18 protein-coding genes are annotated in these 21,157 nt (G+C 74.2%); all 18 read left to right on the forward strand.

What is annotated here, in order from left to right:
• The first annotated feature begins 65 nt into the window (after positions 1-65).
• A complete protein-coding gene (rsmH, locus tag J5X07_RS04500; RefSeq protein ID WP_208478822.1) occupies positions 66-1,211 on the forward strand; it encodes a 16S rRNA (cytosine(1402)-N(4))-methyltransferase RsmH in 1,146 nt (381 codons plus the stop codon).
• The gene (ftsL, locus tag J5X07_RS04505; RefSeq protein ID WP_208478823.1) at positions 1,208-1,666 is read left to right on the forward strand and encodes a cell division protein FtsL; all 459 of its coding nucleotides are present in this window, start codon (positions 1,208-1,210) and stop codon (positions 1,664-1,666) included. Before rsmH ends, ftsL begins: the two co-directional genes overlap by 4 nt.
• A gap of 6 nt (positions 1,667-1,672) precedes the next feature.
• Positions 1,673-3,457, forward strand: a complete 1,785-nt coding sequence (locus tag J5X07_RS04510; RefSeq protein ID WP_208478824.1) for a peptidoglycan D,D-transpeptidase FtsI family protein — start codon at positions 1,673-1,675, stop codon at positions 3,455-3,457.
• Between the two features lie 161 nt (positions 3,458-3,618).
• Positions 3,619-5,205, forward strand: a complete 1,587-nt coding sequence (locus J5X07_RS04515) for a UDP-N-acetylmuramoyl-L-alanyl-D-glutamate--2,6-diaminopimelate ligase (protein WP_208478825.1) — start codon at positions 3,619-3,621, stop codon at positions 5,203-5,205.
• Complete coding sequence (locus tag J5X07_RS04520; RefSeq protein ID WP_243896464.1) at positions 5,202-6,656, forward strand: UDP-N-acetylmuramoyl-tripeptide--D-alanyl-D-alanine ligase; 1,455 nt, start codon at positions 5,202-5,204, stop codon at positions 6,654-6,656. Before J5X07_RS04515 ends, J5X07_RS04520 begins: the two co-directional genes overlap by 4 nt.
• Complete coding sequence (gene mraY / locus J5X07_RS04525) at positions 6,653-7,741, forward strand: phospho-N-acetylmuramoyl-pentapeptide-transferase (protein WP_124933619.1); 1,089 nt, start codon at positions 6,653-6,655, stop codon at positions 7,739-7,741. The genes J5X07_RS04520 and mraY overlap by 4 nt, the downstream gene beginning before the upstream one ends.
• 141 nt (positions 7,742-7,882) lie before the next feature.
• Positions 7,883-9,436: a UDP-N-acetylmuramoyl-L-alanine--D-glutamate ligase gene (gene murD / locus J5X07_RS04530; RefSeq protein WP_208478862.1), complete on the forward strand. Its 1,554-nt coding sequence runs from the start codon at positions 7,883-7,885 to the stop codon at positions 9,434-9,436.
• Entirely contained in the window at positions 9,433-10,749 is a 1,317-nt protein-coding gene (locus tag J5X07_RS04535; RefSeq protein WP_341769405.1) for an FtsW/RodA/SpoVE family cell cycle protein, read from the forward strand. The genes murD and J5X07_RS04535 overlap by 4 nt, the downstream gene beginning before the upstream one ends.
• Before the next feature lie 208 nt (positions 10,750-10,957).
• On the forward strand, positions 10,958-12,136 hold the full coding sequence (locus J5X07_RS04540) for a UDP-N-acetylglucosamine--N-acetylmuramyl-(pentapeptide) pyrophosphoryl-undecaprenol N-acetylglucosamine transferase (protein ID WP_124933671.1): 1,179 nt from the start codon (positions 10,958-10,960) through the stop codon (positions 12,134-12,136).
• 3 nt (positions 12,137-12,139) lie between these two features.
• The gene (gene murC / locus J5X07_RS04545; RefSeq protein ID WP_279596059.1) at positions 12,140-13,807 is read left to right on the forward strand and encodes a UDP-N-acetylmuramate--L-alanine ligase; all 1,668 of its coding nucleotides are present in this window, start codon (positions 12,140-12,142) and stop codon (positions 13,805-13,807) included.
• Positions 13,804-15,156: a cell division protein FtsQ/DivIB gene (locus tag J5X07_RS04550; protein ID WP_208478827.1), complete on the forward strand. Its 1,353-nt coding sequence runs from the start codon at positions 13,804-13,806 to the stop codon at positions 15,154-15,156. Before murC ends, J5X07_RS04550 begins: the two co-directional genes overlap by 4 nt.
• 206 nt (positions 15,157-15,362) lie before the next feature.
• Complete coding sequence (ftsZ, locus tag J5X07_RS04555) at positions 15,363-16,652, forward strand: cell division protein FtsZ (protein ID WP_185732016.1); 1,290 nt, start codon at positions 15,363-15,365, stop codon at positions 16,650-16,652.
• An 8-nt stretch (positions 16,653-16,660) separates the two neighbouring features.
• Complete coding sequence (locus J5X07_RS04560; RefSeq protein ID WP_208478828.1) at positions 16,661-17,443, forward strand: purine nucleoside phosphorylase YfiH/LACC1 family protein; 783 nt, start codon at positions 16,661-16,663, stop codon at positions 17,441-17,443.
• Positions 17,444-17,705: 262 nt separating this feature from the next.
• Positions 17,706-18,161 carry a cell division protein SepF gene (locus J5X07_RS04565; RefSeq protein ID WP_124933622.1) on the forward strand — a complete coding sequence of 152 codons (456 nt, stop codon included), beginning with the start codon at positions 17,706-17,708 and terminating at the stop codon, positions 18,159-18,161.
• A 10-nt stretch (positions 18,162-18,171) separates the two neighbouring features.
• A complete protein-coding gene (locus J5X07_RS04570) occupies positions 18,172-18,468 on the forward strand; it encodes a YggT family protein (protein ID WP_208478829.1) in 297 nt (98 codons plus the stop codon).
• A gap of 160 nt (positions 18,469-18,628) precedes the next feature.
• Positions 18,629-19,234: a DivIVA domain-containing protein gene (locus J5X07_RS04575; RefSeq protein WP_124933673.1), complete on the forward strand. Its 606-nt coding sequence runs from the start codon at positions 18,629-18,631 to the stop codon at positions 19,232-19,234.
• Positions 19,235-19,403: 169 nt separating this feature from the next.
• Positions 19,404-20,228: a signal peptidase II gene (gene lspA, locus J5X07_RS04580; RefSeq protein ID WP_208478830.1), complete on the forward strand. Its 825-nt coding sequence runs from the start codon at positions 19,404-19,406 to the stop codon at positions 20,226-20,228.
• Entirely contained in the window at positions 20,225-21,142 is a 918-nt protein-coding gene (locus tag J5X07_RS04585) for an RluA family pseudouridine synthase (RefSeq protein WP_208478831.1), read from the forward strand. The genes lspA and J5X07_RS04585 overlap by 4 nt, the downstream gene beginning before the upstream one ends.
• The last annotated feature ends 15 nt before the right edge of the window (positions 21,143-21,157 follow it).

Below are 21,157 nucleotides of genomic sequence, written 5' to 3' on the forward strand. Positions count from 1 at the left end.
TGTCGGTCCGTGCGGGATCCGGGCATCACCAGCGCGACCCAGGCAGCACAGGAAGGAGGGAGCGCATGACAGCGACCGCAGGCGACCGGGGCACCGCCCCGGGGCCGGAGCAGGGCACCGTCCCCGCCGCGCAGCGTCACACCCCCGTGCTGCTCGAGCGCTGCCTGGACCTCCTGGCCCCCGCCCTCCAGGACGGGCCCGCCCCGGTGATGATCGACGGCACCCTGGGCATGGGCGGCCACACCGAGGCCGCCCTGGAGCGCTTCGAGCGCCTCACCGTCATCGGCATCGACCGGGACGCCCAGGCGATCTCCCTGGCCACCGAGCGGCTGGCCCGCTTCGGCCCGCGCTTCCGTGCCGTGCACACCACCTACGACCGCATCGATGAGGTCGCCCGGGAGGGCGGCCGGGGCGGCGTTGACGCGGTCCTCATGGACCTGGGCGTCTCCTCCCTCCAGCTCGACGAGGCCGGGCGGGGATTCTCCTACGCGCGTCCCGCGCCCCTGGACATGCGCATGGATCAGGGCGGTGGGAGCACCGCCCAGGAGCTGCTGGAGGAGGCCTCCCAGGAGGAGCTGGCCTGGATCCTGCGCACCTACGGCGAGGAGCGCTTCGCCTCGCGGATCGCCGCCGCCCTGGTGCGCCGCCGCGAGGCGGGCCGGGCCGTGAGCACCACCGCCGAGCTGGCCGAGCTGGTCCGCGAATCGGTGCCGGCCGCGGCCCGGCGCACCGGGGGGCACCCGGCCAAGCGCACCTTCCAGGCCCTGCGCATCGCGGTCAATTCCGAGCTCGACGTCCTTCAACGGGCACTGCCCTGCGCGCTGGACGCCCTGCGCGAGGGAGGGCGCCTGGTGGTGGAGTCCTACCACTCCCTGGAGGACCGCATCGTCAAGCAGGTCCTGGCCGCGGGGGCGGCCTCGCGCGCCCCCGAGGGCCTGCCCCTCGTCCCGGAGGCCGACCGGCCCTACCTCGAGCTCCTCACCCACGGCGCGGTCAAGGCCGACGCCCTCGAGATCGCCTCCAACCCGCGCTCGGCCAGCGTGCGGCTGCGGGCCGCCATGCGCACCCGCGACGCCCTCCAGGCCCCCGCGCTGGGAGTGGAGCGGCCCACCGGGCGCGCACCGGGGCCCCGCCCGCCGCAGTCGCGCCGAGCACCACGATCACCACGAGTCCAACGACACACCCGCAACCCAGGAGGGGCACACCGATGAACGCTACTGCCACTGCCCGTGCCGCGCGGCCCGAGGCGGCCCGCCGCACTGCCACGAGCTGGAGCGGCGCAGCGGCAGGGGCCGGTGCGCGCGCCCGCGGCCAGGCCCCCGCCTCCCGGCCGGACCTGCGCGTCATCCGCGCCGCCGCCCCGGCCCGCTCCACCCTGCCCTTCCTGGCGATGAACATCATCATCCTGGCCGGGGCGCTGGTGGCCTCCATGCTCCTCAACGCCCAGATGGCCTCCACCGCCTACCGGATGAAGGAGGTGCAGGTCGAGGTCAACATCATGAACGACCACGTGGAGACCCTGCGCACCCAGGTCCAGGAGGCCTCGGCCCCCGACACCCTGGCCGCCAAGGCGGCCGAGCTGGGCATGGTCCCGGCCGGCGCTCCCGGAGTGGTGGACCTCAACGGCAACAGGCTCACCAACGGCACTGCCGCCCAGGCGGGGTAGGCGCCCATGAACCCATCGCGTCGTCAGGTCCTGCGGCTCGGGGGTGCCGGGCTCTTCGGCGTCCTCGCCGCGCGCACCGCCTACCTCCAGGTCGTCGCCGGTCCCGAGCTGGCGGACAAGGCCAAGGCCGAGCGCACCGTGTCCTGGGTCAACCGCGCCCCTCGCGGAGATATCACCGGCCGTGACGGCACCGTCCTGGCCTCCTCCGCGGTGACCTACGACATCGGGGTCAACCAGGTCCTGGTCGCCCAGTACGAGCGCACCGAGGACCGGCCCGAGCAGGCGGGGGAGGCCGCCGACGTCGTCGTGGGCCACGGCGCCGCGGCCGCGGCCGCCCAGCTCGCCCCCATCCTGGGCCTGGACCGCCTGGAGCTGGGGGCGGCCCTGGTGGGGGACTCCACCTACGAGATCATCGCCGAGCGGGTCAACCCCGACACCTGGCGCAAGATCAAGGCCCTGGGCATCCCGGGCATCGAGCCCGACCAGCGCACCACCCGCACCTACCCCGCCGGGAGGGTGGCCGGCAACGTCCTGGGCTTCACCAGCGAGGGCGAGGGCCGTCAGCTGCACGGTGCCGCCGGGCTGGAGCTGACCCAGGACGAGCTGCTCACCGGCACCGACGGGCGGGGCAGTGAGGAGATCGGGCGCACCGGCGTCATCATCCCCACCGGGGAGCAGGAGGACACCGAGGCCGTCCCCGGCTCCACGGTGCGCACCACCCTCAACCCCGACCTGCAGTCCATCGCCCAGGGCGCCATCGACAAGGTTGTGGCCGCCGAGGGGGCCCTGTGGGGCGTGGTGGTGGCCATGGAGCCCGACACCGGCAAGATCGTCGTCCTGGCCGACTCCGACTCCGTGGACCCCTCCGACCCCTCGGCCTCCTCGGAGGACGACCGCGCCGCGCGCTCGGTCCAGGCGGTCTTCGAGCCCGGCAGCGTGGGCAAGGTCGTCACCTTCGCCACCGCCATCGAGGAGGGGACCATCACCCCCGAGGACACCTGGAGCGTGCCCTACACCTGGACCACCGCCAACGGGCAGTCCTTCCACGACGCCCACGAGCATGAGGATCAGGTGCTCACCACCGCCCAGGTCCTGGCCGAGTCCTCCAATGTGGGGACCATCCAGGTGGGGGAGACCCTGGCCGACGAGGTGCGCCACTCCTACATGGAGAGATTCGGCTGGGGCGAGGCCACCGGCATCGAGATGCCCGCGGAGTCCTCCGGCATCATCAGCACCCCCGACCAGTGGGACGACCGCACCCGCTACACCACCATGTTCGGCCAGGGCCTGGCCACCACCAGCCTCCAGGCCGTCCAGTCCCTGGCGGCCATCGCCAACAGGGGCGTGCGCGTGGCCCCCCGCATCGTGGACGCCTGGATCGACGCCGAGGGCCGAGTCACCCCCCAGGCCCAGCCCGAGGGTGTGCGGGTCGTGACCGAGGCCACGGCTGCCACCATGACCGAGATGCTCATCGGGGTCACCCAGGAGGGCGGCACCGCTGAGGCCGCCTCCATCGACGGCTACCTGGTGGCCGGCAAGACCGGGACCACCGAGATCCTCACCGAGGACGGCACCGTGGCCTCCTTCGTCGGCTTCCTGCCGGCCAGAGCCCCCGCACTGGCCATCGCGGTCATCATCTACCGCCCCAACGGCGTCTACGGCGGGACCGTGGCCGCCCCGGTCTTCCGGGAGGTCGCCCTGGCCGCCATGCAGTCCATGGGCATCGCGCCGGACCCATCGGTCATCGCGGCAGCCGCCGCCCGGCAGGCCGAGGAGGAGCAGGGGCTCTGAGGCGCGGGACGGCGGCCGGCAGGCGCTACCGCGGCCCGCCGTCATCGACGCCGAGAAGAGGGGGTACCGATATGGACAGTGATCACCAGCACGCGCCCAACCGGCTCCAGGGCCCCTCTGTGGGAGATCCACAGTCAGCGCCCGCGATAGATTGAGGAACCATGACCAACCAGGCCTACCAGTCGGCAGCAGCACTGCGGCCGCAGCACAATGCTCCTGTCGCCCTGAGCACCCTGGCGGCGGCGCACTCCCTGACGCCCCACCCCTCCACCGGGCGGAGCGCCCTGGAGGGCATCGCCGTCACCGGTGTGAGCATGGACTCCGGCGACGTCGCCCCCGGGGAGGTCTTCGTGGCCCTGCCCGGCTTCACCGTGCACGGCGCCCGCTACGCCGCCCAGGCCGTCGAGGCCGGGGCGGTGGCAGTGGTCACCGATGCCGAGGGCGCCTCCATCGCCGCCCAGACCTGCGCCGGGGCGGCGGTGCTCACCTGCTCCGACCCCCGCCGGATCGCCGGTCCCCTGGCCGCCGAGGTCTACCACCACCCCTCGCGCCGCCTCATCACCACGGCGGTGACCGGCACCAACGGCAAGACCACCACCTCCTACTTCCTCGACGCGATCCTGCGCGCCCACACCGGCTCCACCATGGTGGCCGGCACCGTCGAGCTGCGGGTGGGCTCCACCTCCGTGGAATCGCCCCGCACCACCGTGGAGGCCCCCGTCCTCCAGCGCCTGCTGGCCCTGGCCGTGGAGGAGGGCGTGGGCGCGGCCTCCCTGGAGGCCTCCAGCCACGCCATCGTCCTGCACCGCCTGGACGCCACCGAGATCGACGTGGCGGGCTTCACCAACCTCCAGCGCGATCACCTCGACTTCCACCACACCATGGAGGAGTACCTGGAGGCCAAGGCGGGCCTGTTCACCCCCGCCCACGCCCGCCGCGGCGTGGTCTGCGTCGATGACCCATGGGGCCAGCGCCTGGCGGCCACCAGCGCCATCCCCGTCGAGCGCCTGCGCGCCTACCCCGGCTCGGCCCCCGCCGACTGGTGGGTCGGCGACGCCGAGGTCTCCCTGGAGGCCGCCGCCACCACCTTCACCCTCCACGGGCCCGACGGCGAGGAGCTGGCCGCCTCCTGCCCCTTGCCCGGCCTGGTCAACGTCCAGAACGCCGCCCTGGCCCTGGTGATGGCCATCCGCGCCGGCGTCCCGGCCGACACCGCCGTGGCCGCCCTGGCCGGGGCCCACAACATCCCCGGGCGCATGCAGCGCATCAGCAACCGCGAGGACGGCCGCGGGCTGTGCATCGTGGACTTCGCCCACACCCCCGACGCCATGGAGCTGGCCCTCCAGGCGGTGCGGCCCATCACCCCCGGCCGCCTCATCGTCGTCTTCGGCTCCGACGGGGACCGCGACCAGGGCAAGCGGCCCATGCTGGGCCAGGTCTGCGCCAGGCTGGCCGACGTCCTGGTGGTCACCGACGAGAACCCCCGCAGCGAGGACCCCCAGCTCATCCGCGACGCCATCCTGGAGGGGGTGCGCCAGGTGCGCCCCTCGATGGAGGACGTCGAGGAGATCACCACCTGGCGGGGCGACGCCGTGCGCCGCGGCGTGGAGCTGTGCGGCCCCCAGGACACCGTCATCGTCACCGGCAAGGGCCACGAGCCCTTCCTGGAGGCCGCCGGGGAGTTCATCCGCTACAACGACGCCCCCGTCATGGCCCAGGCCGTCGAGGCGAAGTGGGGGCGGGCATGATCCGCACCCTCGGCCAGGCCGCCCGGGCCATCGGCGGCACCCTCATCGGCCCTGACGCGCCCCTGGAGGGCCCCATCGTCACCGACTCGCGCCAGGCCGCCCCGGGCTCCCTCTTCGTGGCCGTGGCCGGGGAGCGCACCGACGGGCACGCCCACCTGGCCTCCGCCGCCGCCCGGGGCGCCGTGGGCGCACTGGTCAGCGATCTCGATGCCGCCCGTCAGGGGCTGGGGGGCCAGGAGGCGGGCCCGCGGGGCGGGTCCGAGCCGCCCCTGGGCCTGATCCTGGTCAGTGACACCGTCGAGGCCCTGGGGGCGCTGGCGCGCACCCACCTGGCCCATCTGCGGGCCGCCGCCAGGGACCGGGGCAGCGACCTGAGCGTGGTGGCCATGACCGGCTCGGTGGGCAAGACCACCACCAAGGACCTCACCCGCCAGCTCCTGGCGGCGGCCGGCCCCACCGTGGCGCCCCGCGCCAGCTTCAACAACGAGATCGGCCTGCCACTGACCGTCCTGGAGGCCGATGAGTCCACCCGCTACCTGGTCCTGGAGATGGGCGCCTCCGGCCCCGGCCACATCGCCTACCTCACCGGCATCGCCCCCCTGGACGCCGCCGCCGTCCTCATGATCGGCCATGCCCACATGGGCGGATTCGGCTCCATCGAGGGCGTCGCCCAGGCCAAGGCCGAGATCCTCGACGGGCTGGGGCCCCACGGCACCGCCCTGCTCAACGCCGACGACCCGCGCACCGCGGCCCTGGCCGATCGCGCCCCGGGAGCCGTGCTCACCTTCTCCCGCCTGGGCCCGGCCGACATCCGGGCCCAGGGGGTCGAGCTCGGCCAGGGCGCCCGCGCCTCCTTCGACCTGACCCTTCCCGGCCTGGAGGGCACCCGCCGCGTCACCCTGGCCGTGGCCGGGGAGCACAATGTCTCCAACGCCCTGGCCGCCGCCGGGCTGGCGCTGGCCGCGGGCGTGCCCGCAGGCCTCATCGCCGATGAGCTCGGGCAGGTGGGCATCGAGAGCCCCCACCGCATGGACATCCAGGCCCTGGGCGGGGACCTGCTCCTCATCGACGACTCCTACAACGCCAATATCGACTCCATGACCGCCGCCCTGGCCGCCCTGCCCGACCTGGCGGCGCACCGGCGGCGCGTCGTCATCGTCTCGGAGATGCTGGAGCTGGGGGACAGCTCGCAGGCCGACCATCGGCGCACCGGCGAGCTCGCCCACCAGGCGGGGGCCGCCCTGCTCATCGGCATCGGCGGGGGCACCGAGCCGGCCCTCCAGGCCGCCGGCGCCCTGGGGACGCCGACGCTCGGCTTCCCCGACGCCGCCACCGCCATCGATCAGATCGGTACGCTGCTCCAGGACGGCGACGCCGTCCTGGTCAAGGGATCCAACGGCTCAGGCGCCTGGCGGCTGGCCGACCACCTCAAGGAGGCTCGCCCCCGATGACTGCCATCCTCATCTCCGGCGTGATCGGACTCGTCGGCACGCTCCTGGGCACGCCCCTGCTCATCCGCTACCTCCAGGTCAAGGAGTACGGGCAGTTCATCCGCCAGGACGGCCCCCAGGGCCACTTCACCAAGCGCGGCACGCCCACCATGGGCGGCGTGGTCATCATCGGCTCCACGGTCCTGGGCTATGCGGTGGCCAACCTCAGCCAGCAGCGCACCCCGGGCGCCTCGGGGATCCTCCTGCTCCTCCTGGTGGTGGGACTGGCCCTCATCGGGTTCCTGGATGACTTCTCCAAGATCTCCAAGCAGCGGTCCCTGGGGCTGCGCGCCTGGCAGAAGATGGCCGGACAGGCCTTCATCGGCATCCTCTTCTCCGTCCTGGCGCTGAGCCACGCCGACCGCAACGGACTGACCCCGGCCTCCACCCGCCTGTCCTTCGCCCGGGATTCCAGCATCGACCTGGCCTTCGCCGGGGCGGCGGTGGGGCTGGTCCTGTTCATCATCTGGGCCAACTTCCTCATCACCGCCTGGTCCAACGCCGTCAACCTCACCGACGGCCTGGACGGCCTGGCCGCCGGGGCCTCCGCCATGGTCTTCGGCGCCTACACGCTCATCGGGGTCTGGCAGATCAACCAGTCCTGCCTCTACGGCCACTCCGAGGTGGTGGCCACCACCTGCTACCAGGTGCGCGATCCCCGGGACCTGGCGATGATCTCGGTCGCACTCATGGGGGCCTGCTTCGGCTTCCTGTGGTGGAACGCCTCCCCGGCCAAGATCTTCATGGGCGACACCGGCTCCCTGGCCCTGGGCGGCGCCCTGGCGGGCCTGTCGATCCTCACGCGCACGGAGTTCCTCGCCGTCATCCTGGGCGGGCTGTTCCTGGCCGAGGTCCTCAGCGACGTCATCCAGATCGGCTCGTTCAAGATCACAGGTAGGCGTGTCTTCCGCATGGCTCCCCTCCATCACCACTTCGAACTGGGAGGATGGAGCGAGGTCAACGTGGTGATCCGCTTCTGGATCATCGCCGGCCTGTGCGTCATCGCGGGCCTGGGCCTGTTCTACGCCGAGTACCTCCTGGCCTGAGGCCCCGGCGGGGCCAGGCGGCCCGGGCGCACGCGCCCACTGATGGCAGTGGATCAGCATTGGAACAGCACGGGACGCAACCGTCCCCGACCAGGAGTGTGAGCCGCAACCGTGAGCAGCAACGTGGAGCCGGCGCCCGGCATGGGCCCCGCCGCCCCGGCCCGCCCCGGCCTGGCCGACCGGCTCCGGGGCGCCAGGGTCGGCGTCGTCGGACTGGGGCGCACCGGCCGGGCCGTCATCGAGGCGCTGCACACCCTGGGCGCCCAGGTCCACGCCTTCGACACCCGGGCGGCCAGCCTCGATGAGCTGGCCCTGCCCGTGGCCGGGGCCGCCGCCGGCTCCGCCGAGGAGATCGCCGGGGCGGTGGAGGAGGCGGACCTGGGACTGCTCATCGTCTCACCGGGCGTGCCCGCCACCGGCCCGGTCCTCACCCGCGCCGCCGGACTGGGCCTGGAGACCTGGAGCGAGGTCGAGCTCGCCTGGAGGCTCCAGGGGGACTCCTCATCCCACCAGGTGCCCTGGCTGACCCTCACCGGCACCGACGGCAAGACCACCACGGTGACCATGCTCTCGCAGATCCTGCAGGCCGCGGGCCTGCGCGCCCCGGCCGTGGGCAATATCGGCACCCCCGTCATCGAGGCCGTCCTGGCCGGGGGCGCCCAGGCCCTGGCCGTGGAGCTGTCCAGCTTCCAGCTGCACACCACCCGCAGCCTCTCGCCCCTGGCCTCGGCCTGCCTCAACCTGGCCGCCGACCACCTCGACTGGCATGGCGGCATGGAGGCCTACGCCGCCGACAAGGCGCGCATCTACCGGGGCACGCGCCGCGCCGCGGTCTACAGCACCGCCGATGCGGCCACCGAGCGGATGGTCCGCGACGCCGATGTGGTCGAGGGCTGCCGCGCCGTCGGCTTCACCCTGGGGGCGCCCGGCCTGGGCCAGGTGGGCATGGTCGAGGACCTCCTGGTGGACCGGGCCTTCCACGACCGGCGCGCCGACCACGGCGTCGAGCTGGCCACCACCGCCGACCTGGCCCACCTGGCCCCCGGGGGCCGGGCCGAGGGCCTGCCCGCGCACCTGGTGGCCGATGCCCTGGCGGCCGCGGCCCTGGCCCGGGCGGCCGGGGCCCCCGCCCAGGCCGTGGCCGAGGGGCTGCGCGCCTTCACCCCGGGCGCCCACCGCAGCGCCACCGCCGCCCAGGGCGGGGGAGTGACCTGGGTCAACGACTCCAAGGCCACCAACCCCCATGCCGCCCAGGCGGCCCTCAGCGCCCTGCCCGAGGGCCGCGGGGTGTGGATCGTGGGCGGGGACACCAAGGGCGCCAGCCTCCACGAGCTCGTCGTGGCCGTGCGCTCCCGCCTGCGCGGCGCCGTCGTCATCGGCAAGGACCAGAGCGGGGTCCTGGAAGCGCTGGGCGCCGGGGCCCCCGGCCTGCCCGTGACCACCATCGCCGACGCCGCCCCCCGGGCGCTCATGGAGGCCGCCGTGCGGGCCGCGGCCGACATGGCCCGCCCCGGCGACACCGTGCTGCTGGCCCCGGCCTGCGCCTCCTGGGACCAGTTCTCCTCCTACGCCCAGCGCGGCGACCTGTTCGCCGAGGCCGCCCGCGCCGCCGCCCAACGGGCCGACGCCGCCGGGGCCGGTGCGGGTCGGGCGGCACCGCAGGCCCCCGAGGCCGGTGGAGGGCAGCAGGCGTGAGCGCGCCGGCGGCCATGCGCCGGGAGGCGCGCGGGGCGGAGGACGGGGGGACCAGGCGCCGGCCGCGATGGCGCCTGCCCCACCTGGCCCACCGCCAGGACGAGGCCCTGGACGACCGGGCCGAGCGCGCGCGCCGCAGCACCGAGCCGGCCACCCTGACCTACTACGTGCTGCTCCTGTCCACCCTGCTGCTGCTGACCCTGGGGCTCATCATGGTCTTCTCGGTCCAGTCCGTCGTCGTGGCGGCCACCGGCGGTAACGCCTTCACCGACTTCGCCAAGTACCTCGGCTTCGCCGTCGTGGGTGTGCTGGGGATGCTGGGCGTCTCGCGCATGCCCCTGCAGTGGTTCCCCCGCATGGCCTGGGTGCTGCTGGCGGCCGGCCTGGCCCTCCAGGCGCTCGTCTTCACCCCCATCGGGGTCAATGTCTACGGCAACCGCAACTGGATCCTCATCCCGGGCATCGGCACCGCCCAGCCCTCGGAGTTCATCAAGCTGGCCCTGGTCCTGGTCCTGGGCACCCTCATCACCTGGTACGCCCAGGGGCGCCGGGGCGGCGCCTGCACCGCGGGCTGGATCGCGGTGTGCCTGGCCATCGTCACCGTCCTGGCGGGCCAGGATCTGGGCACGGTCATCATCCTGGTGCTCATCGTGGCCGGGGCGCTGTGGGTGGGCGGCCTGCGCCCCGGCTGGTTCGCGGCCCTGGGCGTCCTGGGCGTCCTGGGCTTCCTGGGCGCCTCCATGCTCTCGTCCAACCGGCGCGCCCGCATCATCGCCTGGCTCCACCCCGAGGGAGCCGATCCCACGGGAGTGGGCTACCAGCCCATGCACGCGCGCTGGGCCCTGGGCACCGGGGGCTGGTTCGGAGTGGGCCCCGGCTCCTCGCGCCAGAAGTGGGGCTACCTCACCCAGGCCGACTCCGACTACATCTTCGCCGTCCTGGGCGAGGAGTTCGGCCTCGTCGGCGCCCTGGTGGTCATCGCCCTGTTCGCCGCCATCGGCACCTGCTGCCTGCGCCTCATGCGCCGCCACACCCAGACCCACATCATCGCCACCACCTCTGCCATCGGCGCCTGGATCGTGGGCCAGGCCCTCATCAACATGATGGTGGTCACCGGGATCCTGCCCGTCCTGGGCGTGCCCCTGCCCCTGATCAGCCGCGGTGGCACCGCCCTGGTCTCCGTGCTGCTGGCCGTGGGCGTCCTGCTGGCCTTCGCACGCCACGAGCCGGGGGCCCAGGAGGCGCTGACCTCCAGCCCCGGCGCCCTGCGCCGCACCCTGGCGGTCATCGTCCCGAGGAGGAACCGTGCCTGAGACCCCCGACCACCCCGCCGCCCCGGGCGGCCTCGCGCCAGCGGGCCCCGACAACGACGAGGCCGCCCACGGCCGGGGGCGGGCGGAGCCCACCGGGCAGCAGCCGGCCGCCCCCGAGGCCCCTCCGAGCACCGCTGCCAGCACTGGCAGTGCTGGCAGTGCTGGCAGTGCTGGTGGTGGCGATGCGGGCCGGGCCGCCCAAGCACCGCTGCGCGTGCTCCTGGCCGGTGGCGGGACCGCCGGCCACATCAACCCCCTGCTGGCCACCGCCGCGATCCTGCAGGACCCCGATGCGGGCGGGGACCCGGGCACGCGGATCCTCGTGCTGGGAACAGCCGAGGGCCTGGAGCAGCGCCTGGTGCCCGAGGCCGGCTACAGGCTGGCCCACGTCCCGCGCGTGCCGCTGCCCCGCCGCCCCAGCGGCGACCTGCTGCGCCTGCCCCAGCGCCTGGGCAGGGCCATCAGCGCGGCCACCGAGGCCATCGAGGCGGTGGGGGCCGACGTCGTCGTCGGCTTCGGCGGCTATGTCTCGACACCCGCCTACCTGGCCGCCCGCAAGGCCGGCGTGCCCGTGGTCATCCACGAGCAGAACGCCCGCCCGGGGCTGGCCAACCGCCTGGGCGCCTCCTGGGCCAAGGCGGTGGCCCTGACCTTCCCCTCCACCCGTCTGACCGCCTCCAAGGGCCGCACCGAGGTCACCGGCCTGCCCCTGCGCCCCGACATCGCGGCCCTGGTCCGGGCCCGCTCCACCCCGTCCGGAGCCCAGCGCGCCCGGCAGGAGGGGGCCGCCGCCCTGGGGCTGGACCCCGAGCGGCCCACCCTCCTGGTCACCGGCGGATCCCTGGGGGCCCAGCGCCTCAACGAGGTCCTGGGATCGGTGCTCGACCGACTGCCCGCCGGGCTCCAGGTCCTCCACCTCACCGGCCGGGACAAGGACGCCCCCGTGCGCGCGGCGCTGCGCGCGGCCATCGAGGCCGGGGCGCCGGCGGACCTGGCCGAGCGCTACCACGTCCTGGACTACCTCACGGCCATGGAGCAGGCCTACGCCTGCGCCGATGGCGTGCTGTGCCGCTCCGGGGCGGGGACCGTGGCCGAGCTAACCGCCCTGGGCCTGCCCGCCCTGTACGTCCCCCTGCCCATCGGCAATGGGGAGCAGCGCCTCAATGCCGCTGATGTCCTCGCCGCCGGCGGCGGGCGCATGGTGCTGGACGCCGAGCTGGAGGGCGGCGACGTCCTGGACTTCACCGCCCTCATCACTGATGCCCAGCAGCAGCAGGCCATGGCCCGGGCCGCCGCGGCCACGGGCGTGCAGGACGCCGCCGCTCGCCTGGGCGCCCTCATCCGCCAGTGCGCCGGCCGGCAGCCCGGCCGGGACCAGGAGGGCTGAGCCATGAGCACCGCACATCCCGCAGGACCGGCCACAGGAGCGCAGATGAGCCCCACCCCCGACCACCCGCAGGCCCCCACGCCGCACAGCGCGCAGGGCGGCGCACCGGTCCCCCCAGCACCGGGCCCTGGCGGCGCCGAGCCGGTCCGGGGGCTGGAGGGCCGTGCCTTCCACCTCATCGGTGCGGGAGGGGCCGGGATGAGCGTGGTCGCCCAGCTGCTGGCGGCCCGCGGCGCCCGGGTCTCGGGCTCCGACGCCCTGGGGGGGCCCGCCTTCGAGCGCCTGGCCGGCCTCGGCCTCCGGGTCCACCGGGGGCACGCGGCCCACCAGGTGCCGCCCGAGGCCACCGTCGTGGTCTCCACCGCGATCAGGCAGGACAACCCCGAGCTGGCCACGGCCCGCCAGCGGGGCCAGGAGGTCATCCACCGCTCCCAGGCCCTGGCCCTGGCGGCCCAGGGCCTCGACTTCGTCGCGGTGGCGGGCGCCCACGGCAAGACCACCACCTCGGGCATGCTCGCCCAGGCCCTCAGGGCCGCCGGGCAGGACCCCTCCTTCGCCATCGGCGGCACGGTGCGCGCCCTGGGCACGGGGGCGCACCTGGGCTCGGGCAGCGCCTTCGTGGCCGAGGCCGACGAGTCCGACCGCTCCTTCCTCAACTACAGCCCCCGCGTCGAGATCGTCACCAATGTCGAGCCCGACCACCTCGACAACTACGGCACCACCGAGGCCTTCGAGCAGGCCTTCGTCGATTTCGCCCACCGGCTGAGGCCCGGCGGACTGCTCGTGTCCTGCGCCCAGGACCCGGGCTCGCTGCGACTGGCCCGGCGCGCCGCCCAGGACGGCCTGCGGGTGGTCACCTTCTCCTTCCACCGCCCCCAGGACCTGCCCGGGGGCACGGCGGTGGGGGAGGGGCACGTCCACCTGGAGATCCTCCAGCGCGCCGCCGCCTCGACCCGGGCCGTGCTGACCCTGAGCAGATGGGACCCGCGGGGCGGGCCCCAGCAGGTCGCCCAGGCGCCACTGGAGCTGGCGGTCCCGGCCGACCACGTGGCCCTGGACGCGGCCGGGGCCTGGGCGGCCGGCATCGAGCTGGGCGTCGAGCCCGGGGCGATGGCGCGCGCCCTGGGAGCCTTCGGCGGCACCGGGCGCCGCTTCGAGCCGCGGGGCGAGGCCGACGGCGTGCTCGTCATCGACGACTACGCCCACCACCCCACCGAGATCGAGGCGCTGCTGGCCTCGGCCCGCCAGGTCGCCCAGGGCCGCGGCGGCAGGATCCTCGTGCTCTTCCAGCCCCACCTGTTCTCGCGCACCCGGGCCTTCGCCGATCGTTTCGCCCGGGCCCTGGAGCGGGCCGAGGCGGTCGTGGTCACCGACATCTACCCGGCCCGCGAGGCCCAGGCCGACTTCCCCGGGATCACCGGGCGGACCATCACCGGGCGCATGAGCGGGGAGCGGGCGCGCTTCGTGCCCCAGCGACTCGAGGCCGCCCGCACCATCGCCGATCTGGCCCGCCCCGGGGACCTCGTGCTCACCGTGGGCGCCGGGGATGTCACCGAGCTGGGCGCCGAGGTCCTCCAGCGCCTGGGCCGGGGCGAGGCGGGCGGTGAGCCCCAGGACGGGCCCCGCGCCGCCGGCCCGGGCGCCGGGAGCGGGGAGCAGCAGGACCGATGAGGAAGCCCCGGGCCCCCCGGCCCCAGCACGACCCGCCGCAGGAGGACTCGCTGCCCCCCAGCGTGCCGCCCGCCTCCACCGGTGGGCGCCGGCGAGGGGCGGGCGCTCGGCCAGCCAAGGGGACCGGTGCGCCGACGCGCGGAGGGCGGCCCCGCCGCACCGCGGCACCGCCCTTAGCGGGCCGCGGCGCCGCATCCGCCGGCCGCGCAGGTGCCAGCGCCTCCGATCCCGCGACGGGTCCGGGCAAGGGCCAGGAGCACGAGGAGCGGTCCCAGGACCGCGGTGAGCACTCCTCGGAGCTGACCGTCTTCAGCCGCCGGCCCGCCATCGAGCTGCGCCGCGAGGGCCGGGCCGACCGCGTGGTCTCCACGGGCCTGGCGGACCGGCTGGCCGAGCGCCGTCGGGCCCTCATGAGGCTGCGGATGCGGTGGGTGCTGGGCGCACTGCTGGTGGTGGTCCTGGTCCTGGCGCTGGGCTGGGGACTGCTGCTCTCGCCCCTGCTCGCGCTGCGCGCCCCTGCCATCGCGGTCAGCGGATCGGATGGCACCGTCCAGGACGGCCAGGTCCGCGAGATCCTGGCCCCCTACGAGGGGCGCTCCCTGCTGCGCCTGGACATGGCCGAGCTCTCCGAGAGGGTGGGGGAGGGCCTGGTGCGGGTCCGCTCGGCCGAGGTCACGAGGTCCTGGCCCCACGGGCTGAGCGTCGAGCTGAGGATGAGGGCGCCGGTGGCCGCCCGCCACACCGATGCGGGCGTGGAGGTCCTCGACGACCAGGCCGTGGTCCTGGAGGTCGCCCCCGAGGCCCCCCAGGGCCTGGTGACCATCGTGGCTGAGGGCCAGGGCCCCGGCGGGGCCGGCACCGGTGGTGGGCTCAGCGCCGCGCAGGTCTCCGCCGTCGCCGAGGTGGCCGGGGCCCTGGACCCCCAGGTGCTGGCCCGCGTGGTCAGCGGCTCGGCCACCACCACCGGGCAGGTGACCCTCACCCTGAGCGACGGCGCCACCGTGGTGTGGGGGGAGAGCAAGGACAATGCGCGCAAGTCCAGGGTCCTGGCCGTCCTGCTCCAGGCGCCCGCCGCGGTCTACGACGTGTCCTCCAAATCGCCCACGACGTCCCAGACCCCCGCAGCCCAGAGCCCGGCGGCCCCGAGCCCGGGCGACGGCGCGCAGCCGGCCTCCCCGGAGCAGGCGCCCGGCTCCGGGCCCACCGATGCCGGCTCGGCCGCTGCCGAGCCCGGCGCGCCACCGGACCGGCCGGATCCCGAGGCGCCGCCGCAGGACGGGCGGCCCCAGGACGACCCGGGGCCGGCCGAGCCGACCGGGCCGGCTGAGCCGGCTGAGCAGCCATCGTGACCGGTGGGCGTGGGGCTCACGGGCGGGCCCGTCACGGGCGAACACGCCGGAGTGTCAATGCGCAGGCGAGGCCGGTGCGTCTCATAGCGTTGACCTTGTCGTTCGGAGAATGACATAAGTATGAACCTCAACTTGAGGTTGAGGGTTGAGGGGAGTCCCCAGGGACTCATGACGAACTCGCGGAGGGGACGCCAGTGGCGGAGAGCATGGCTGTGGATGACACACAGCACTACCAGGCGGAGATCAAGGTCGTCGGCGTCGGCGGCGGCGGCGTCAACGCCGTCAACCGGATGATCGAGGCCGATCTGCGGGGCGTGGAGTTCATCGCCGTGAACACCGACGCCCAGGCCCTGCTCATGTCCGATGCGGACGTCAAGCTCGACGTCGGCCGCGATCTGACCCGCGGGCTGGGCGCGGGCGCGGACCCGGCCATCGGCCGCAAGGCCGCCGAGGACCACGAGGAGGAGATCAGCGAGGCCCTGGAGGGCTCCGACATGGTCTTCGTCACCGCCGGTGAGGGCGGCGGCACCGGAACCGGCGCGGCCCCCGTCGTGGCGCGCCTGGCCAAGGCCATCGGCGCCCTGACCATCGGCGTGGTCACCCGCCCCTTCTCCTTCGAGGGGCGGCGCCGCTCGGCGCAGGCCGAGGACGGCGTCCAGGCGCTCCGGGAGGAGGTCGACACCCTCATCGTCATCCCCAACGACCGACTCCTCCAGATCGCCGACAAGAACATCTCCGTGGTCGACGCCTTCAAGCAGGCCGACCAGGTGCTCCTCCAGGGCGTGCAGGGCATCACCGAGCTCATCACCACCCCGGGCCTCATCAACGTCGACTTCAACGATGTCAAGTCCGTCATGCAGGGCGCCGGCAGCGCCCTCATGGGCATCGGCTCGGCCACCGGCGATGGCCGGGCCATCGCCGCCACCGAGGAGGCCATCGCCTCCCCGCTGCTGGAGACCTCCATCGACGGCGCCCACGGCGTGCTGCTCTTCTTCCAGGGCGGCTCCGACCTGGGCCTGTTCGAGATGAACGAGGCCGCCAACCTCGTGCGCGAGGCGGTCCACCCCGAGGCCAACATCATCGTCGGCAATGTTGTGGACGGGGCCCTGGGCGACGAGGTCCGCGTGACCGTCATCGCCGCGGGCTTCGACGCCGAGCCGGTCAGCGCCCGCCAGCCCGCGGCCCGCCACACCCGCGTGCCCCCGGTGCCCTCCACCGTGGAGGACCTGCCCCCGGCCAGCGCCCCCTCCCGCGGTGCCCACGCGGCCGAGAACCCGGTCACCCGTCCCGAGCCCGCCCGCCTGTCGGAGGTCTCGGCCGCCGAGGCCCTCACCGGCGAGGTGCCCGCCCACGCCGAGGAGCCGGCCGCCCTCGGCGGCACCTACGGCATCCACAGCGCGCACAGCGCCCCCACGGGCACGGGCTTCGAGGTGCCCCAGGTCATCGGCGTGGACGCCGAGGACGACGGGATCGACCTGCCCGACTTCCTGCGCTGAGGCGGGCGGTGAGCCTCAGCCGCGGAGGCGCAGACCTCCTGGAGGCCGATCTGGGCCCCGGCGCCCACGGGTGGTTCACCACCCGCGGGGCCGGGGCCCAGGCGCCTCCCAGCGCGGGTGCGGACCGGCCCGGCCCCTACGCGGGGTGGAACCTGGCCGACCACGTGGGCGATGACCCGGCACGGGTCCAGGCCCACCGCCGCGGGCTGGAGGGGGCCCTGGGACTGGGGCCGGACCGCCACCTGGCCTGGATGAACCAGGTCCACTCCGCCGTGGTGGCGCAGGCGGTCGCGGATGCGACCCCCACGGCCGATGCCCTGCTCCTGCGAGCCGCCCCCGGGGCGCCGGCGGGGGTCTGCGTCATGGCCGCCGACTGCGTCCCCCTGCTGCTGGCCTCCGGTGACGGCGCGATCGTGTGCGGTGTGCATGCGGGGCGCCGGGGCATGCTCGACGGCGTCGTGACCGCCGCGATCGGGGCCATGGTCAGGGCTGGAGCGCGGCCCGAGGACCTGTGGGCCGCCGTCGGCCCGAGCATCTGCGGCTCCTGCTACGAGGTGCCCGAGCAGATGCTCCACGAGTCCGCGCAGCGCGAACCCGCGTGTGCCTCACAGACGCGATGGGGCGCACCGGGGCTCGACGTGGCCGCAGGCGTCCTGGCCCAGCTCGAGCGCGCCGGGGTGGCGCATGTCCAGTCGGGCGGCTGGTGCACGATGGAGGACCCGCGTTTCTTCTCCTATCGGCGCGATGGGATCACCGGGCGGCATGCCGCCGTGGCCCTTCCCGCGCGATAGCCCGGCCACTCGGCGCGCGCCGGGACGGCCCGGGCGCGGCCGGCCAGGGCGGGAGAAATGCGCGGGGCAATGCCGGCGGCGGCGGCCGGGAATGGGGCGATGAGGCCCAAGGGCCAAGAAATGAAAGCAACCTGGACGTGACCTTTCTGGAACCTGGGGGAGGGTGACACGCCGGGAAGAGGTCCTGCGCGCGGTTGTCGCAGGCCGATACCGTCGGCACACATCCGGAACGCAGGGGACCGGACGGAACAAGGAGCGAATCATGGGCGCGCTGCGCAGTATGAGCAACTTCCTCGGCTACTCCGAGCCGGCGGAGGAGACCTACGAGGACGAGTACGAGCAGGCCGACGCCGGCTACGCCGCGCCGGAGGCCGAGGAGTTCGTCGACAACGACTTCCACGACTACGCCAGCCCCGAGCCCGAGGCGCAGGCCGCCCCCGACCTGCGCCGCATCGTCACGGTGCACCCCTCGACGTACAACGAGGCCCGCATCATCGGCGAGGCCTTCCGCGACGGGGTGCCCGTCATCGTCAACCTCACCGGGATGAGCGAGTCCGATGCCCGCCGCATGGTGGACTTCTCCGCGGGGCTGGTCTTCGGCCTGCACGGGGCCATCGAGCGCGTCACGCCGCGAGTCTTCCTGCTGACCCCCGTCAGCGTGGAGATCGACGGGGGCGAGGCCGCCGAGCTGCGGGGCCGCTTCTTCAACCAGAGCTGAGCCCCGCCCCGTGAGCCTCCTTGCCCTCCTCGCCCGGATCCTGTCCAGCATCCTGAGCCTGTACGTCCTCGTGCTCCTCATCAGGGTGGTGCTGGACTGGGTCCAGCTCTTCGCCCGCCAGTGGCGGCCCACCGGCGCCGTCCTGGTCGTGGCGAATCTCATCTACGCCCTGACCGATCCGCCCCTGAAGTGGATCCGCAGGGCGGTGCCCATGGTGCGTATGGGCGGACTCGGGATCGACCTGAGTTTCCTGGTCCTCATCCTGGGGATCATGATCGTTCAGCGCCTGCTCGCACTCCTGTTCTGATGACGGGGGCGGCGTCGAGCCGCTAGTGTGCTGTCCTCATATCAACGTGAGATACCGCGCTTGATGTGGCCTGGACCTCGAGTTCAGGTACTCTGTCCGCATGAGTGACCGGGAGCCCGGTGCTCGTGACCTTTTCCGTAACGACACCGAGGTGACGACCATGACGCTGCTGACAGCAGACGACGTCCTCAACAAGAAGTTCCAGGCGACCAAGTTCCGCGAGGGCTACGAGCAGGACGAGGTCGACGAGTTCCTCGACGAGGTGGTCGAGGCCATGCGCCAGCTGGAGGCTGAGAACGCTGACCTCAAGGCCAAGTTGGAGGCCGCCAACCGTCGTATCTCCGAGCTCGGCGAGGGCGGCGCGATGCCCGCCGCGGCGCCGGTCTCCCCCGTCGCGGCTCCCGCCGAGCCGGCCATGGCCGTGCCCTCCCTGGCGGGCGGGGACGGGGCCCAGGGCCCCGCGGCCGCCTCCGGCATGCTCGAGCTGGCCCAGCGCCTCCACGACGAGCACGTGGCCAACGGCAAGGCCGAGGGCGAGCGGATCGTCACCGAGGCCCGCTCCACCGGTGAGCAGATCGTCCGCGAGGCCGAGGACCAGCGCAACCGCACTCTGGCCCAGCTCGAGAAGGAGCGCTCCGGCCTGGAGCACAAGATCGACGAGCTGCGCCGCTTCGAGTCCGACTACCGCACCCGCCTCAAGAGCTACCTGCAGAACCTCCTGACCAACGTGGAGGACGGCAGCGAGAACGCCACTGCGGGCCTGTAGCACAGCGGTGCCCTGCGGCAGGAGGAGCTGCCGCCACGGCCCCGAGCCCCACACCGTGCCTCCGAGGGCGGCGCCCCAACCGGGCGCCGCCCTCGTCGTCACGGGCGCGCCGCTGTCATCCCGCTCTCGCACCAGGACTACAACAGGACCTCCGTCCGGAGAAGAACCCATGCACGAACATCCCGAATCCGAGGCCGGCGGCCCCGCCCGGCAGCCCAGGTCCGCCGGGACCATGCGGGACGAGGCGCTGCCGGTGGCGCCGCCGTCCAGTGGCTCCCCCGCCGAGCCCCACCAGTCCCGCCCCGCCGGCGGTGCGGCCTCCCGGCGGCCGCTGGCGCTGCTGTGGGCCGTGGCCCTCATCGTGGCGGTCCTCGACCAGGCCACCAAGGCCTGGGCCCTGAGCTCCCTGGAGGCGGGCCAGAGGGTGGCGCTGCTGGGCAGGCTCCTGGGCCTGACCCTCGTGCGCAACCCTGGTGCCGCCTTCTCCATCGCCTCGGGGCAGACCTGGGTCTTCTCTCTGATCGCGATCGTCGTCTCGGTGGTGGTCATGCGGGCCTCGCGGCGCCTGGCCTCCCGGTCCTGGGCGGTGGCCCTGGGGCTGGTGCTGGGCGGGGCCCTGGGCAACCTCGTCGACCGCCTCGTGCGCTCCCCGGGGATCCTGCAGGGCCACGTCATCGATTTCATCGACTACGCCGGGTACTTCGTGGGCAATGTCGCCGACATCGCCATCGTCGCCGCGGCGGGGGGCATCATCGTGCTGTCCTTGGGCGGCTGGGAGATGGACGGCACCCGCTCAGGCGGGCGCGAGGCCACCCGGACCGGGGAGTCTGATCCCAGCGCCCTGGGGCCGCGGCGCCGCGCCCGTCTGAGCGGCAGCGACCGGGCCCCGCGGGCCCGGCGAGCGCAGCGCGGGGGGCGGCCCCGCAATGACGAGGAGCCGCCGGTCCGGGGGCCGGTCGCAGCGGGGGAGCCCGACGAGGGGGCGGGGCGGTGAGCCTGCGCCTGCTGCCCGTGCCCGAGGGCCTGGTGGGCGAGCGCGTCGATGCGGCCCTGGCCCGCATGACGGGCCTGTCCCGCACCCGGATCGGTGAGATGTGCCAGGAGGGAGCGGTGCGCCGAGGCGGCCTGGCCCTGGGCAAGTCCGAGCGCCTGGCGGAGGGGGACCTGCTGGAGGTCGACCTGCCCGACCCCCGGCCCGCCGAGCCCGTCCCCACCCCGGTGGAGGGCATGGGGCTGATCTACCAGGACGAGGATATCGTCGTCGTCGACAAGCCCGCCGGCATCGCCGCCCACCCCTCCATGGGCTGGGAGGGCCCCGACGTGCTGGGCGCACTGGCGGCCATGCGCATCCGCGTGGCCACCTCCGGCGCCGCCGAGCGCCAGGGCATCGTCTCGCGCCTGGATGTGGGCACCTCGGGGGTCATGATCGTGGCCAAGGGCGAGCGGGCCTACTCCGTGCTCAAGCGGGCCTTCCGCGAGCACCGGGTGGACAAGACCTACCACGCCCTGGTCCAGGGCCACCTCGACCCCTCCTCGGGCACCATTGACGCGCCGATCGGGCGCCACCCCAGCAGGGAGTGGAAGATGGCGATCATCGACGGGGGGCGCGAGTCCGTCACCCACTACGACGTCATCGAGGCCATGCCCGGGGCCTGCCTGGCGCGGGTGCGCCTGGAGACCGGGCGCACCCACCAGATCCGCGTCCACATGTCCGCCGTGGGCCACCCCTGCGTGGGCGACGAGACCTACGGTGCCGACCCGGCCATGGCGCAGCGCACCGGCCTGGCCCGCCAGTGGCTCCACGCCCGCCATCTGGGCCTGGCCCACCCGATCACCGGGGAGCAGATGGTCTTCACCTCTCAGTACCCCGACGACCTCGTCCACGCCCTGGAGATCCTGCGCACCTGAGGAGGATGCAGTGAC

Source organism: Actinomyces bowdenii, from assembly GCF_017592395.1.
Lineage (GTDB): Bacteria > Actinomycetota > Actinomycetes > Actinomycetales > Actinomycetaceae > Actinomyces > Actinomyces bowdenii.

What these genes read in the sequence shown, in the direction of transcription:
- murD (WP_208478862.1), top strand. Translation starts at nt 7,883, where the DNA reads ATGGGCCCCGCCGCCCCGGCCCGCCCCGGCCTGGCCGACCGGCTCCGG.
- J5X07_RS04565 (WP_124933622.1), top strand. Translation starts at nt 17,706, where the DNA reads ATGGGCGCGCTGCGCAGTATGAGCAACTTCCTCGGCTACTCCGAGCCG.
- rsmH (WP_208478822.1), top strand. Translation starts at nt 66, where the DNA reads ATGACAGCGACCGCAGGCGACCGGGGCACCGCCCCGGGGCCGGAGCAG.
- mraY (WP_124933619.1), top strand. Translation starts at nt 6,653, where the DNA reads ATGACTGCCATCCTCATCTCCGGCGTGATCGGACTCGTCGGCACGCTC.
- lspA (WP_208478830.1), top strand. Translation starts at nt 19,404, where the DNA reads ATGCACGAACATCCCGAATCCGAGGCCGGCGGCCCCGCCCGGCAGCCC.
- J5X07_RS04510 (WP_208478824.1), top strand. Translation starts at nt 1,673, where the DNA reads ATGAACCCATCGCGTCGTCAGGTCCTGCGGCTCGGGGGTGCCGGGCTC.
- J5X07_RS04515 (WP_208478825.1), top strand. Translation starts at nt 3,619, where the DNA reads ATGACCAACCAGGCCTACCAGTCGGCAGCAGCACTGCGGCCGCAGCAC.
- J5X07_RS04550 (WP_208478827.1), top strand. Translation starts at nt 13,804, where the DNA reads ATGAGGAAGCCCCGGGCCCCCCGGCCCCAGCACGACCCGCCGCAGGAG.
- murC (WP_279596059.1), top strand. Translation starts at nt 12,140, where the DNA reads ATGAGCACCGCACATCCCGCAGGACCGGCCACAGGAGCGCAGATGAGC.
- ftsZ (WP_185732016.1), top strand. Translation starts at nt 15,363, where the DNA reads ATGGCTGTGGATGACACACAGCACTACCAGGCGGAGATCAAGGTCGTC.
- J5X07_RS04575 (WP_124933673.1), top strand. Translation starts at nt 18,629, where the DNA reads ATGACGCTGCTGACAGCAGACGACGTCCTCAACAAGAAGTTCCAGGCG.
- ftsL (WP_208478823.1), top strand. Translation starts at nt 1,208, where the DNA reads ATGAACGCTACTGCCACTGCCCGTGCCGCGCGGCCCGAGGCGGCCCGC.
- J5X07_RS04520 (WP_243896464.1), top strand. Translation starts at nt 5,202, where the DNA reads ATGATCCGCACCCTCGGCCAGGCCGCCCGGGCCATCGGCGGCACCCTC.